This window comes from Azospirillum sp. NS33, assembly GCF_059703765.1.
The window spans coordinates 147,310-161,430 of record NZ_BAAKJB010000007.1; the positions used below are offsets into that span (position 1 = coordinate 147,310).

A 14,121-nucleotide genomic window follows, 5' to 3' on the forward strand; every position below is an offset into this window, starting at 1 on the left:
CGGCTCCGCCGCACCCTCGCGGTGACACCATGGCGGACGCCGACATCCAGCGCGCGGTCGAAACGGTCTTCCGCATCGAACGGCCCCGGCTCATCGCCGGCCTGGCGCGGCTGGTGCGCGACATCGGCCGGGCGGAGGATCTCGCACAGGACGCCCTGCTCGCCGCCCTTGCCGACTGGCCGAGGAGCGGCGTGCCGGACGCCCCGGGGGCCTGGCTGATGGCGACCGCCCGGCGCCGCGCCATCGACGGCTTTCGTCACGCCCGGATGCAGGCGGACCGGCACGCGGAGATCGCCCGCGTTCTCGACGAGGGCCGGGACGGCGCCGTCGAGCGGATCGACTCCGCCCTCGACGACGACGTCGGCGACGACCTGCTCGGGCTCATCTTCGCCGCCTGCCATCCCGTGCTGCCACACGACGCACGGGTGGCCCTGACCCTGCGCCTGATCGGCGGCCTTTCCACCGGCGAGATCGCGCGTGCCTTCCTGGCCACCGAGTCCGCCGTCGCCCAGCGCATCGTCCGCGCCAAGAGGACACTGGCCGCGGCGGGGCTGACATTCGCGGTGCCACGCGGCGCCGAACGGCGGCAGCGCCTGGCCCCCGTGCTCGAGGTCGTCTACCTCATCTTCAACGAAGGGTACGCCGCCACGGCGGGCGAGGACCTGATCCGTCCGTCGCTGTGCGCCGAGGCCCGGCGGCTGGGCCGGATTCTCGCCGGAATCCTTCCCGACGAGCCGGAGGTGCTCGGCTTGCTGGCGCTGATGGAGCTGCACGCCTCCCGCCTGGCCGCCCGGACCGGCCGGGACGGCGTGCCGATTCCCCTGCCGGAGCAGAACCGCCGGCGATGGGACCGCCTGTTGATCGGGCGTGGCCTCGCCGCGCTGGCCCGGGCGGAGCGTCAGGGCGGCGCCTGTGGGCCATACGCGCTGCAGGCGGCGCTCGCCGCGTGCCATGCCCGGGCGCCGGACCCGGCGCAAACCGACTGGGTTCGCATCGCCGGCCTCTATGACGCGTTGGCCGCGGTGCAGCCGTCGCCGGTGGTCGCGCTGAATCGGGCGGTGGCCCACGGCATGGCGTTCGGCCCCGAGGCCGGGCTGGCCCTGCTGGGGCCGCTCGCGTCCCTTCCGGTGCTGGCCGGCTACGCCCCGCTGCCGGCGGCGATCGGCGACGCCCTCCATCGTGCGGGGCGCCACGCCGAGGCGGCGGAGCAGTTCGAGCGGGCGTCGGGCCTCAGCCGCAACGCCCCGGAGACGGCATTCCTCGCCCGGCGCGCCGCCGCCTGCCGGGCGGCGGCGGGTTAGGCGCGGATCGACGACACGAAGCGGTGGGCGTCGGCCTGGAGCTGCTCGCACTCGTTGGTGAGCTGACCGGCGGAGAAGATCATCTCCACCGCGGACTTGCCGGTTTCCGCGGCGGTCATCGCCATGGTGCTCACGCCGTTCGACACCTCCGTGGAGTTGTCGGAGGCGCGCCCCACCGCGCTGACGATCTCCTGGGTCTGTTCGAGCTGGCGGCCGACGGCGATGGAGACCTCCTGGGACAGGCCGTCGACCTCCTCGATGGTGTGGCGGATCGCGAGAATGGCGTCCACCACGTCGCTGGTCGCGGTCTGGATGGCGGTGACCTGGCCGGCGATGTCCTCGGTGGCGCGCGCCGTCTGGTTGGCCAGCACCTTCACCTCCTGGGCGACGATCGCGAAGCCCCTGCCGGCCTCGCCGGCGCGCGCCGCCTCGATGGTGGCGTTCAGCGCCAGCAGATTGGTCTGGCCGGCGATCTCGTTGATGAGCCGGACGATCTCGCCGATCCGCTGGGAGCTCTCCGACAGCGCCTGGACCGCGGCGTCGCTCTGGCGGGCGCGCTCCACGGCGCGCTGGACAGCGGTGCCGCTGGTGGAGACCCGGCTGCCGATCTCGCCGATCGAGGTGGTGAGGGTGTGGGAGACGGACTGGACGATGCCCACGACCTCGGACGTCTGCGACGCCTTGTCGGAGGTGTCGACCGCCTGCAGGCGCATCTTCTCCGCGGTGTTGCGCAGGATGTGGGCGCCGCCGCGGATCTGTTCGGCCGCCGTGCCGACGGTGTTCAGCACCTTGGCGAAGGCGGCGTCGAAGTCGCGGGCGACCTCGTTGAGCGCGTTCTGGCGCTCCTCCTCGGCCCGCCGCTCGGCGGCGCGCGCCTCGATCTCCAGGTCGTGGGTGCGCTGCAGGCTTTCCTTGAAGACCTGAACCGCGCGGGCCATGGCGCCGATCTCGTCCTTGCGCTCGGTGCCCGGAACCACCGCCGCGCGGTCGCCGGTGGCGAGGCGGGCCATGACCGTTTCGATCGACCCCAGGGGCCGGGTGATGGAGCGGGCCACCAGCAGGCTGATGACGATGAAGGCGACGATCAGCACCGCGCCGGCGGTCACGGCCGTGTGGATCACGTCGTCGGCCACCCGGTTCTGGGTGTCGACGGCGTCGGTCATGCCGGCGCCAGCGGTGTCCAGCAGGGCGTCGAAGCGCGGCCCCAGGGCCTGGAACGCCTCGTTGAAGGTGCCGACATCGGCGCGGAAGGCGTTGGTGGCGTCGACGAACAGGCCGAGATCCTTGCGGTAGGTGCGCGCCAGTTTTTCCAGCTTGGTCTGGGTCGTCGCGTCCAGCCCCTGATCGGCCAGGAAGAAGGTGAACTCGTTGAAGGCTTTGCGGTGGCCCGACAGAAGCGATTCATCGTTGTAGATGATGAAGTCCTTCTCCATCTTCCGCATCGCCTCCATGCGGCTGGTGATCTTGTCGGCGTTCGGCCACATCTTGAGCTCGTCCTCGATGGCGCTCGCCGAGGCGCGCAGCTTGCCGCGCAGCCCCTCCTCGTCGGTCAGCCCCAGCTCACGGGCGCGCTCCACCACGGCGTCGAACCGCTCCGACAGGGTGACGACGCCGGCCGACAGGCTGTCCAGGTCGTCGACGGGGATGGCGCTGCCCGCCGACGCCTTCAGCTCGTCGAGCAGGGCGGCGATCTCCTCGGCGTTGGTGTCGAATGCCTCGGCCGCGGAGGTGTCACGCTCGGTGATGAACCTCAGGGCCTGGAATCGCAGGCGGCTGGCGCGCCGTTCCACGCCGCCGATCCGCTCGCCGACCTCGCGGAAGCCGTTGAGGTCGTCGGCCGCCTGGAACACCCGCTGGGCTCCCATCGTGATCGTCCCGCCCAGCAGGGCGAGCGTGACGAGCGAGGCCAGCACGAGCAGGGCGATTCGCGTACCGATGGGGAGGTTGGAGAGCATGACGGCTGTGCCTTTCGAGACCGGAGCACGGGGACGACCGCGCCCCCCATCAATGGCGACCGCGTCCTTAATCTGTATGTATCTTGCGTTACAGTTTGAGGAATGTTGCGGCACAAAAATGGAGTGCCGGCCGGATCGCGGCGCGGCCTGACCGGCGCGGCGCAGGGGGAGGGGGAGCGACCGTGGACTTCATTCTCTCGAAGGCGCTGTGGGCCCTTGCCGCGCCATCCAACGCGCTGGCCCTGGTCCTGCTTGGCGGAACGGCCCTGCTGTTCGTCCGGAGCGTGCGCTGGCGCGGCATCGGCCGCGCCGCCGTCGCGGCGGCGCTGGCCTGCCTCGTCGCATGCGCCGTGCTTCCCCTGGGACCCTGGGTCGCAGCCCCGCTGGAGAACCGCTTTCCCGCGGGTGCCCTGCCGGCGCGTGTCGACGGGGTGGTGATGCTGGGTGGCGCCGCCGAGCCGGACCTGGCGGCGGCGCGCGGGGCTCCCGCGGTCAACGGCGCGGCGGAACGGCTGTTGGCGCTGGTCGCCCTGGCCCGGCGCTACCCGGCGGCGCGCCTGGTGGCGGCCGGCGGCACCGCCGCACTGTGGGGGAGCCCGCATCGCGAGGCCAGCGTCGCGCGCGCGGTGTTCGAGCAGGCCGGTCTGCCCGCCGGCCGGGTGCTCTTCGAGGACCGCTCCCGCAACACCTGGGAAAACGCCGTGTTCAGCCGGGCGCTGGTCGGACCGCGTCCGGGCGAGGTGTGGCTGCTGGTGACCTCCGCCGCCCACATGCCGCGGGCCGTGGGCGTGTTCCGCCGGCTCGGCTGGCCGGTGGTTGCCCATCCCGTGGACTACCGCACCGCTCCGGAACCGGTCCTGGAGCTCGGCTTCGCGGTGGCGGACGGGCTGGACGCCGTCGACTCCGCGGTGCGTGAATGGGTCGGCCTGGTCGCTTACCGTGTCCTGGGGCGCACCGAATCGCTGTTTCCGGGGCCGTGAGACAACGGATGGCTCCGGCGGGCCGACCCCATTGGCGGGGGGCGTCGGCTCGGCTAGATTGGCGGCGGCCGGGCCGGGCGTGCCGCCGCGGCGCGGCCACACCGCCGCCCGAATCTTCGTGGAATGATCCGCCGACCATGACACCGAAGCGCGTACCGAGGGGAACCAACATGACCGGAGTCCGGAAGCGCCTTGCCATTCTGCTGGTCGGCCTCGTCGCCGCCGCGGGGGCGGCCCTGCCGGCGCGTGCCGCCACCATCGACACGATCGCCCGGCAGGCCGTGCTGATCGACGTGACCAGCGACACGGTGCTGCTCGAGAAGGCCGCCGGCGAGCGCATGCCGACCTCGTCGATGAGCAAGCTGATGACCATGTACATGGTCTTCGAGGCGCTTCACGAGGGGCGGCTGTCGCTCGACGACGAGCTGCCGGTCAGCGAGCGGGCGTGGCGCATGCAGGGCTCCAAGATGTTCGTGGAGCTGCACAACAACATCCGCGTCGAGGACCTGATCCGCGGGGTCATCATCCAGTCCGGCAACGACGCATGCATCGTCCTAGCCGAGGCGCTGGCCGGATCCGAACAGGCCTTCGCCGAGAAGATGACCGAGCGCGCCAAGGAAATCGGCCTGCACGACAGCAACTTCAAGAACGCCACAGGCTGGCCGGATCCCGACCACTACTCCACGGCGCACGACCTGGCGCTGCTGGCGGAGCGGCTGATGGAGGACTTCCCGGAATACTATCATTTCTATTCCGAGCGGGAGTTCACCTACCACGGCATCAAGCAGGGCAACCGCAACCCGCTGCTCTACCGCGACATGGGCGTCGACGGTCTGAAGACCGGCCACACCGACCTCGCCGGCTTCGGCCTGACCGCCTCGGCGCTGCGCGACGGCCGCCGCCTCGTCCTGGTGGTCAACGGCCTGCCCGACATGCAGGCGCGCGCCGACGAGTCCGCCCGCCTGATCGAGTGGGGGTTCCGCGAGTTCGACGCCTATCCCCTGTTCAAGGCGGGCGCCACGATCGACGAGGTTCCGGTGTGGCTGGGCGACCGGGAAACCGTGCCCGCCACCGTCACCGAGGATCTGCAGGTGACCATGGCCCGGGTCGACCGGCCCAGCATGAAGGTCACCCTGGTCACCGATGCGCCGGTCGAGGCCCCCATCGCCAAGGGGGACCCGATCGGCAAGCTGGTGATCGCCGCCCCCGGCCAACCGCCCAAGGAGGTGACGGTGGTCGCCGCGACCGGCGTGGAGAAGCTGGGCTTCTTCGGCCGGGCCCTGGCCGGGGCCAAGTACCTGGTCTTCGGGACCGGCTCGTGACGGCGGACCGCTCGTGAGCGGGCGCGGACGGTTCATCACCCTGGAGGGCGGGGAGGGGGCCGGAAAGTCGACCCAGCTCCGCCTGCTGGCCGACGCGCTGGCCGGGTGCGGCGTGGACGTGACGACCACGCGCGAGCCCGGCGGGTCGCCCGGTGCCGAGGAGATCCGGCGCCTGCTGGTGGCGGGCGACACCGGGCGCTGGGGGGCCGTCACCGAGGCGCTGCTGCACACCGCGGCGCGGCGCGATCATCTGGAGCGCACGGTGTGGCCGGCCCTCGACGCCGGGCGCTGGGTGCTGTGCGACCGCTTCGCCGACAGCACCATGGCCTATCAGGGGTACGGCCTCGGCCTCGGGCGGGAGCCGGTGGAGGCGTTGCAGCGGGTGGCCCTGGGCGGCTTCCTCCCCGACCTGACGGTGATCCTCGACCTCGACGCCGAGCACGGGCTGGGGCGCACGCGTGCCCGCCCTGGCGGAGAGGACCGCTACGAGCGCATGGACCTGGCCTTCCATCGCCGCCTGCGCGACGGCTTCCTCGACATCGCCCGGCGGGAGCCCGGGCGCTGCGTGGTCGTCGACGCCGGCCACCCGGTGGAGCGCGTGCAGGCCGGGATCCTCGACGCGGTGACCCGGCGCCTCGGCGTGGTGCCCCGTTGAGCCGCGCCGCGAGCCGTGGCGGGCGCGCCGCCGTGCCGACGGAGGAGGAGCGGGACCCCTTCGCCCCGCGGCGCAACCCCGACCTGGTCGGCCACGAGGCGGCGGAGCGCCTGCTGCTCGACGCCTGGGCGTCGGGGCGCATGCCCCATGCCTGGCTGATCGGCGGCCCGCCGGGGGTGGGCAAGGCGACCCTGGCGTTCCGCTTCGCCCGCTTCGTGCTCGCCCATGGCCACGGCGACTCCGCCGCGCCCGGCCTGTTCGGCGCGCCGGAGCCGCCGGCGTCCCTGGCCGTGGCGCCGGAGGATCCGACCTTCCGCCGGGTGTCGTCGGGCGGCCACGCCGACCTCATGACCGTGGAGCGGCAGCGCGACGAGAAGAAGGGGCGCCTGAAGCGCGACATCGCCGTCGACGACGTGCGCAGGATCGGCCCGTTCCTGCGCATGACGTCGGCGGAGGGCGGCTGGCGCGTCGCGGTGATCGACGGCGCCGACCGCATGAACCTCAACGGCCTCAACGCCATCTTGAAGATCCTGGAGGAACCGCCGCCGCGCACGCTTCTGCTCCTGGTCAGCGAGAATCCCGGCGGGATGCTGCCGACCATCCGCTCGCGCTGCCGCAAGCTGTCCCTGGGCCCGCTGCCGGAGGACGCGGTTGCCGGCCTGCTGGCCCGCCACCGCCCCGAGGTGGGCGACGCCGACCGGGCGGCGCTGGCGCGGCTGGGGGAGGGGAGCATCGGCCGCGCCGTCGCCCTTGCCGACGCCGGCGGTCTCGGCCTCTACCGCGACCTCATGGGGCTTCTGAGCACCCTGCCGGCCCTCGACGTCGCCGCGGCCTACGCCTTCGGCGACACGCTGACCCGGGGCCAGGACGATGGAACCTACGAAACCGCCACCGATCTCCTGCTGTGGTGGCTCGCCCGCTTCGCCCGGGCGATGGCGCGCGGGGCTTGGCCGGCCGAGGTGGTCGAGGGCGAGGCGGCGCTGATGGGCCGCCTCGCCGCGGCGCGCGGCCTTGATCGCTGGATTGAGGTGTGGGAAAAGGTCGGGCGCCTGTTCGCGCGCGCCCAATCCGCCAACCTCGACCGCAAACAGGTGGTGGTCAACGCCTTGCTCACGCTCGAGGCGGCGTCCACCTGATCCGGGATGGGCGGCGGCGGCGCACCCCGCCGGTCGCCGACCGGCATCTGCACGCCCCGCCGGTCGCCGACCGGCTTCAGCACGCCCCGCCGGTCGCCGACCGGCGGTGGGACCGCACCTCGGGAGACCACCGACCATGTCCGGGTCGAAGACCTACTACCTCACCACGCCCATCTACTACGTCAACGACGTGCCGCACATCGGCCACGCCTACACCACGCTGGCGTGCGACACCCTGGCGCGCTTCATGCGCCTGGACGGTCACGACGTGAAGTTCCTCACGGGAACCGACGAGCACGGGCAGAAGGTTGAGAAGTCGGCCCTGGCGGCCGGGGTCGCCCCCCAGGCATTCACCGACCGGGTGTCGCAGAACTTCCGCGACCTCGTGACCCTGATGAACTTCTCAAACGACGACTTCATCCGCACCACCGAGCCGCGCCACGTCGCCGCGGTTCAGGCCCTGTGGACGCGGCTTCAGGACAGGGGCGAGATCTACCTCGGCTCCTACGCCGGCTGGTACTCGGTGCGCGACGAGGCGTTCTACGGCGAGGACGAGCTCACCGACGGTCCCGATGGCAAGAAGATCGCGCCGACCGGCGCCGAGTGCGACTGGGTGGAGGAGCCGTCCTACTTCTTCCGGCTGTCGGCCTGGCAGGACCGCCTGCTGGCGTTCTACGACGCCCATCCCGACTTCATCCTGCCGCCGGGGCGCCGCAACGAGGTCATCTCCTTCGTCAAGAGCGGGCTCAAGGACCTCTCCATCAGCCGCACCGCCTTCTCCTGGGGCATCCCGGTGCCGGGCGACGACAAGCACATCATGTATGTGTGGCTGGACGCCCTGACCAACTACATCACCGCCGTCGGCTATCCCGACACCGCCGAGGGCGGCGCCTACGAGCGGTATTGGCCGGCCGACCTGCACATGGTGGGCAAGGACATCCTGCGCTTCCACGCGGTCTACTGGCCGGCGTTCCTGATGGGGGCCGGGCTGGAGCCGCCCAGGCGTGTCTTCGCCCATGGCTGGTGGACCATCGAGGGACAGAAGATGTCCAAGTCCCTGGGGAACGTCATTGCCCCGGAGACGCTGGTCGGCACCTACGGGCTCGACCAGACGCGCTACTTCCTGCTGCGCGAGGTGGCCTTCGGCAAGGACGGCGACTTCTCGCACGCCGCCATGGTCCAGCGGATCAACAGCGAACTGGCCAACGGCTACGGCAACCTGGTGCAGCGGTCGCTGTCGATGATCGCCAAGAACTGCGGCGCCGCCGTGCCGCAACCGCAACCCTTCACCGGCGCCGACACGGCGCTGCTGGCCGCCGCCCACGGGCTGCTCGGCGCGGTGCGCGCGGAAATGCGGGAGCAGGCGTTCCACCGCGCGCTGGACGCCATCTGGCGGGTCGTCGACGACGCCAACCGCTACATCGACGAGCAGGCGCCGTGGGCGCTGAAGAAGACCGACCCGCCGCGTATGGCGACGGTACTGTATGTGCTGGCGGAAACCATCCGCCACCTGGCGATCATCACCCAGGCGGTGATGCCGGACGCCTCGGCGCGCATTCTGGACCAGCTGGGGCAGGGCGCCGATGCCCGCGGCTTCGATCGCCTGGGGCAGGGCGGGGCGCTGGTTCCCGGCACCGCGCTGCCGCCGCCCCAGGGCGTGTTCCCCCGTTACGTGGAGGAGGCGAAGAGCTGACATGCTGGTCGACAGCCACTGCCATCTGGATTTTCCCGATTTCGCCGGGGACGTCGACGAGATCGTGGCGCGCGCCCGGCGCGCCGGGGTGGGACGGATGGTCACCATCTGCACCCACCTGTCCCGCTTCGACCGCGTGTGCGCGGTGGCGGAGCGTTTCGACGACGTCATGTGCACCGTCGGCGTCCACCCCCACAACGCCGGCGAGGAACTGGCGGGGGCGACGGTGGAGCGCCTGGTGGCCCTGTCCGCCCATCCCAAGGTCGTCGGCCTCGGCGAGACCGGGCTGGACTACCACTACGACAAGAGCCCGCGCGGCGACCAGGAGGAGTGCTTCCGTCGTCATGTCCTGGCGGCGCAGGAGACCGGGCTGCCGCTGATCGTCCACACCCGCGAGGCCGACGCCGACACCATGCGGGTGGTCCGCGACACCGCGGCCGGCGCGCCGGTGAAGGGCCTGCTCCACTGCTTCAGCTCGGGCCGGGCCCTGGCCGAGGAGGCGCTGGCGTACGGATTCCACATCTCGCTGTCGGGCATCGTCACCTTCAAGAAGTCCGACGACCTGCGGGCCATCGTGGCGGACGTGCCGCTGGACCGCATCCTGGTGGAGACAGACGCCCCCTATCTGGCGCCGACCCCGTTCCGTGGAAAGCGCAACGAGCCGGCATACGTGGTGAACACCGCGCGCGTCGTCGCCGAGGTCAAGGGCGTCGATCCGGCGGAACTGGCCCGGCGCTCCACCGAGAACTTCTTCCGCCTGTTCGAGCGCGCCGCCACCGCGGCCCGCGACGTCGCGGCGTAGGCGCCCGTGCGCGTCACCGTCCTGGGCTGCGGCGGCTCGTCGGGGGTGCCGGTGGTCGGCGGCCTGTGGGGGCGGTGCGATCCGGCCGAGCCACGCAACCGGCGCCTGCGGCCGTCGGCGCTGGTGGACGCGGGCGGGGCGGCGCTGCTGATCGACACCACGCCCGACCTGCGCCAGCAGTTGCTGGACGCCGACGTGCGCCGCCTCGACGCCGTCCTCTACACCCACCAGCACGCCGACCATTGCCACGGCATCGACGAGCTGCGGGAGATCTGCCGGCTGATGCAGGCGGCGGTCCCGGCCTACGGCATGGCCGAGCACCTGGAGGAGCTGCGCCGTCGCTTCGCCTATTGCTTCGAGCCGCTGCCCGAGGGGCACATGTATTACCGGCCCGTCCTGCGGGCGGAGCCGATCCGCGGCCCCTTCACGGTGGCCGGTGTGACGGTCGTGCCGTTCGTCCAGGATCACGGCTACACCCTCACCAGCGGTTTCCGCATCGGCCGCTTCGCGTACTCCACCGACGTGGTCCGCCTGGACGAGGCGGCCTTCGCGGCGCTGGAGGGCATCGACACCTGGATCGTCGATTGCACCCGCGAAGCGCCGCACGCGGTGCACGCCCACCTGGCCCTGACCCTCGAATGGATCGCCCGGGTGCGGCCACGGCGCGCCGTCTTTACCCACATGAGCAACGACCTCGACTACCAGACCTTGAAGGACACGCTGCCGGCGGGCGTCGAGCCAGGGTATGACGGCCTGGTGCTGGAGGTGCCCGAGGGCTGAGGCCGTGGGAGCGGACCGGGCACCCTGCTCCATCATCTGTTGATTTTCCATAATGTGCCTTATGTGACTTTTTCGTGCCGGCGCAGAGCGCGGTGCGCAGGCCCACCCCGGCGCAGCCCACGCATTTCTGGCTTGCCGACCGCCCTGGCCCATCAACTATGGGGCGCGCTGTGATGTCCGCACGGGCCACCCTTGGCGTACTGGTCCGAAAGGCTTATACCGGAAGAGTCGAGCGCGTCGGCATCGGCGCGACGCACGAACGGCAGCCAACCGGCCAGGACCCTGCGTGAGCGACCAGCAGCCCGATCAACGCAGCGACGCGGACGGCCGAGGGGGTGGCCAAGGGAAGGCTGGCCGGTCGGCCGGTGCGGCGGACATGCCCACCCGGCCCCTCGCCGGGGCCGTGACCCTGGCGATCCTCGTCGCTCTGGTGGGCGTGGCGGTCGGCTGGATCGTCCTGGACGGCGCGGACGGGCCCACGGAGGACCACGCGCCCGCCCCCACCACCGTTCCCGCCGGTCCGGCCGTTCCCGGGGGCGCCGTTTCCCGGGCCATCACCGCTCCCGCGCCTCTCCCTGCCCCACCCCCGCCCTCGCCCGTGCCCTCGGCGGCGCCGGCGACGGATGTCTCGCCGGCCGCCGGCGGGCGGTCGGAGGCGGCGATGGAACCGGCATCCCCGGTGGAGGCGCCACCGCCTCCGGCTCCCAAACCCGCGGTTCCGGAACCGGCGATTGCGGAACCCGCGGTTCCGGAGCCGGTGGCGGACGGCCGTGGGCCGTCGGCCTTTCCGCCGCCGCTGCCGGAGCCGGAGCCGGAGGTGACGGTGGCGGTGCTGCCGGCCGATCCCGTGCCGCCGCCGGTGGAGAAGCCCGCGCCCACCGCCGATCCGGTGGAGCCGCCACCCGCCAAGCCGCCCGTTCCGCCGCCCCTCCCTCCCCTGCAGGCCGAGCTGGAACGGGTGCGTACGGGGCTGGGGGACCTGCGCTGCGCCGCGGTTCGGGTCGCGGTCGCGGGCGATGTGCTGTCCGTGTCGGGGACCGTCACCAGCGAAGCCGACCGCGTCCAGATCGTTTCCCTGGTCGACAGGGGCCGCAAGGAGGTGGCACGCCAAGTCGACGTGGTCGTCGCGCCACGCACGCTGTGCGAACCGCTGGCCCTGGTCGAGGGGCTCCAGGCGGCCAACGCCGCGCGCGCCGTGCCGTTGGCCGTCGCCCCGGCCGTGGCCGGCGGGCGCTTCCGCAGCGGCGACGCCCTCGTCCTCGACCTTCGGCTGCCGGACTTCGACGCCCACCTCTACGTCGACTACTTCACCGCCGACGGCATGGTCGTGCATCTCCTGCCCAACCCCGCGGAGCCGGTGGCGCGCCTGGCCGCGCGCGGCACGCGCCGCCTCGGCGGGCGCGGCACGGGCGAGCGGTTCTGGACGATCGGCCCGCCGTTCGGCCACGAACTGGTGGTGGTGCTGGCGTCGCCGACGGCCCTGTTCACCGCACCGCGACCGGAAGCCGAAGACGCCGGGCGCTACCTCGCCGATCTTCGCCGCGGCCTGTCCCAAGCGCCCGACGCCGTCGCGGACGCGGTGTTCCTGACCACGCTGGCGCGCTGACCGGTGGGTCAGGGCGCGTCGACGCAGGTGACCACGACGGTGATGTTGTCTTGGCCGCCCGCCTCGTTGGCGAGGGCCACCAGGCGCGCACAGGCGCCGGCGGGGTCGCGCCGGCCCTGCTCGGCCAGCACCCCGGCGATCACGGCGTCGTCCAGCATTCCCGTCAATCCGTCGGAGCACAGCAGGTAGAGGTCCCCGGCGCGAAGATCCGTCGCCGTCAGGTCGACCTCCGTGTCCTGGGCGGTGCCCAAGGCGCGGACGATGATGTTGCGCTGGGGCGCCGGCCCCTTCGACCCGGTGTCGAGCCACATCTGGTAGAGGCTGTGGTCGCGGGTGACCTGCCGAAGATCGCCACCGCGCAGCCGGTAGAGCCGGCTGTCTCCGGCGTGGAAGACCAACGCCGTGTCGGTGCCCTCCACCCGCCACAGGCCCACCAGGGTGGTGCCCATGCCGCGCCCCTCGGCGAACCCGCGTTCCTGGTTCAAGGCGGCAAGACGCCGGTTGGCGAGCCGCACCGCGGAACGGACGAGGGTGCCGGCGTTCTCCACCCCCGTCGCGCCGCCCCGCGGCGCGGTCACCGTCCGGGTGACGTCCGACGGCGCCCCCCTGGACGACGCCCCCTTGGACGACGCCGCCCCCGGCGGCGGCTCCCCGGACCGCGGTGGGGTCGGCGCGAACTCGGCGAGGAAATCGCTGATCACCTCCGTGACGGTGCGGCTGGCGATGTCGCCGCCGGCGTGTCCCCCCATGCCGTCGCACACCACCGCCAGCCCGATCGTCTCGCTGACCCCGAAGCTGTCCTCGTTGCGCGCCCGCGCCCGCCCCACGTCGGTGAGGCCGGCGAATGTCAGGTGCAAGGCGGGCTGGGGCATCGGCAGGGTTTCCCTGGCGCACGGGTGCGCGGTGATCGGCGCCGGTCGGCTGCGTGTCCCATGTGCCAGCCGGCGCGCCGATCATGGCCCAACCAACCACCGTCTGGCAACGGCGTCACCCCGTGGCGTCACCCCGTGGCGTCACCCCACGGCATCACCCAACGGCCGCCGGATCGGCGGCTGCCGCGGCCGTCCCCGCCGAGCTATGCCGGTGCTGCGCCGCGACGATCAGGTCGGCGACCGCGTCCAAGGACGCAAAGCGGTCGGTGTTGATGACGAGGTCGTACTGCAGGGGATCGTTGTTCGACACGTTGAACAGTTCGGCATGGAACGCCGCGCGCTGCCGGTTCAGCCTCCGCACCGTCTCCAGGCAGGCGCGGACGTCGTCGCCGCCCTCCGCCGCCAGGCGCCGGGCGCACAGATCCTCGGACCCGACGATTCGCACCCGCACGCACGGGACGTCCTGCAGCATGAGGTGGGCGCCGCGCCCGACGATGACGCCGCCGCCGCGGGCGATGCCCCGCACCACACGGGCCAGGGTCTGCTGGTATTCCGGCAGCGGATCGGTCAAGCCCAGCATGCTGGCGAACATGAAGGCGCTGCCACGCGCCGGCACCTTTTCGTCGAGCGTGCGCATCACCGCCTTGTCCGAGCGGGCCTCGGCGACGACGCCTTCGATGAGCTCGCGGTCGTAACAGCGCACGCCCAGCGCCTCGGCGACGCGGCGCGCGATGCCCTCGCCTCCCGCCCCGTGGTCACGGGCGATGGTGACCACGGGCGCCGCGTGTTTCCCGGCATGCGCGGAGCGGTAGTCGTCGGCGGCGAGGAAGGCGAGAACGGAGCGCAGGGTTTCCCTGGACATGGCCGGCCTCCTTTCGGGTGGTGCCCCCTTGTGTGGGCTGCCGGCCCGACGCCCCCCCCTCCGACCGCGGTCGGAGGGGGGGGCGCCGGGCCGGCCGGTGGCTGTCTCTGTCCCTCCCCCCGGGCGTTGTTCGCCCGTTGATCCGGGTTCCCGGCGC

At 72.4% G+C, this 14,121-nt stretch carries 12 protein-coding genes; 9 read left to right on the top strand and 3 right to left on the bottom strand.

Annotation, left to right across the window (positions count from 1 at the left end):
- The first annotated feature begins 29 nt into the window (after positions 1-29).
- Entirely contained in the window at positions 30-1,301 is a 1,272-nt protein-coding gene (locus AC6H2I_RS09020; protein WP_497500274.1) for an RNA polymerase sigma factor, read from the top strand.
- Here AC6H2I_RS09020 and AC6H2I_RS09025 read toward each other — a convergent pair.
- Complete coding sequence (locus AC6H2I_RS09025; protein WP_497500275.1) at positions 1,298-3,256, bottom strand: methyl-accepting chemotaxis protein; 1,959 nt, start codon at positions 3,254-3,256, stop codon at positions 1,298-1,300. The genes AC6H2I_RS09020 and AC6H2I_RS09025 overlap by 4 nt on opposite strands.
- Before the next feature lie 182 nt (positions 3,257-3,438).
- On the opposite strand from AC6H2I_RS09025, the gene AC6H2I_RS09030 reads away from it, so the two are divergent.
- The 8 genes from AC6H2I_RS09030 (at position 3,439) to AC6H2I_RS09065 (ending at position 12,230) form a co-directional block, all read left to right on the top strand.
- A complete protein-coding gene (locus tag AC6H2I_RS09030; protein WP_497500276.1) occupies positions 3,439-4,236 on the top strand; it encodes a YdcF family protein in 798 nt (265 codons plus the stop codon).
- 170 nt (positions 4,237-4,406) lie between these two features.
- Complete coding sequence (locus tag AC6H2I_RS09035; RefSeq protein WP_497500277.1) at positions 4,407-5,558, top strand: D-alanyl-D-alanine carboxypeptidase family protein; 1,152 nt, start codon at positions 4,407-4,409, stop codon at positions 5,556-5,558.
- Positions 5,559-5,571: 13 nt separating this feature from the next.
- The gene (tmk, locus tag AC6H2I_RS09040) at positions 5,572-6,213 is read left to right on the top strand and encodes a dTMP kinase (RefSeq protein WP_497500278.1); all 642 of its coding nucleotides are present in this window, start codon (positions 5,572-5,574) and stop codon (positions 6,211-6,213) included.
- A complete protein-coding gene (locus AC6H2I_RS09045; RefSeq protein WP_497500279.1) occupies positions 6,210-7,349 on the top strand; it encodes a DNA polymerase III subunit delta' in 1,140 nt (379 codons plus the stop codon). The genes tmk and AC6H2I_RS09045 overlap by 4 nt, the downstream gene beginning before the upstream one ends.
- Before the next feature lie 136 nt (positions 7,350-7,485).
- The gene (metG, locus tag AC6H2I_RS09050) at positions 7,486-9,042 is read left to right on the top strand and encodes a methionine--tRNA ligase (RefSeq protein ID WP_497500280.1); all 1,557 of its coding nucleotides are present in this window, start codon (positions 7,486-7,488) and stop codon (positions 9,040-9,042) included.
- Position 9,043: 1 nt separating this feature from the next.
- Entirely contained in the window at positions 9,044-9,844 is an 801-nt protein-coding gene (locus AC6H2I_RS09055) for a TatD family hydrolase (protein ID WP_497500281.1), read from the top strand.
- Positions 9,845-9,850: 6 nt separating this feature from the next.
- Positions 9,851-10,624: an MBL fold metallo-hydrolase gene (locus tag AC6H2I_RS09060; RefSeq protein ID WP_497500282.1), complete on the top strand. Its 774-nt coding sequence runs from the start codon at positions 9,851-9,853 to the stop codon at positions 10,622-10,624.
- 757 nt (positions 10,625-11,381) lie between these two features.
- On the top strand, positions 11,382-12,230 hold the full coding sequence (locus AC6H2I_RS09065; protein ID WP_497500283.1) for a DUF4384 domain-containing protein: 849 nt from the start codon (positions 11,382-11,384) through the stop codon (positions 12,228-12,230).
- 8 nt (positions 12,231-12,238) lie between these two features.
- Here AC6H2I_RS09065 and AC6H2I_RS09070 read toward each other — a convergent pair whose 3' ends face one another.
- Positions 12,239-13,102: a PP2C family protein-serine/threonine phosphatase gene (locus tag AC6H2I_RS09070; protein ID WP_497500284.1), complete on the bottom strand. Its 864-nt coding sequence runs from the start codon at positions 13,100-13,102 to the stop codon at positions 12,239-12,241.
- 154 nt (positions 13,103-13,256) lie between these two features.
- Positions 13,257-13,964, bottom strand: a complete 708-nt coding sequence (locus tag AC6H2I_RS09075) for a cytidylate kinase-like family protein (protein ID WP_497500285.1) — start codon at positions 13,962-13,964, stop codon at positions 13,257-13,259.
- Positions 13,965-14,121: the final 157 nt, after the last annotated feature.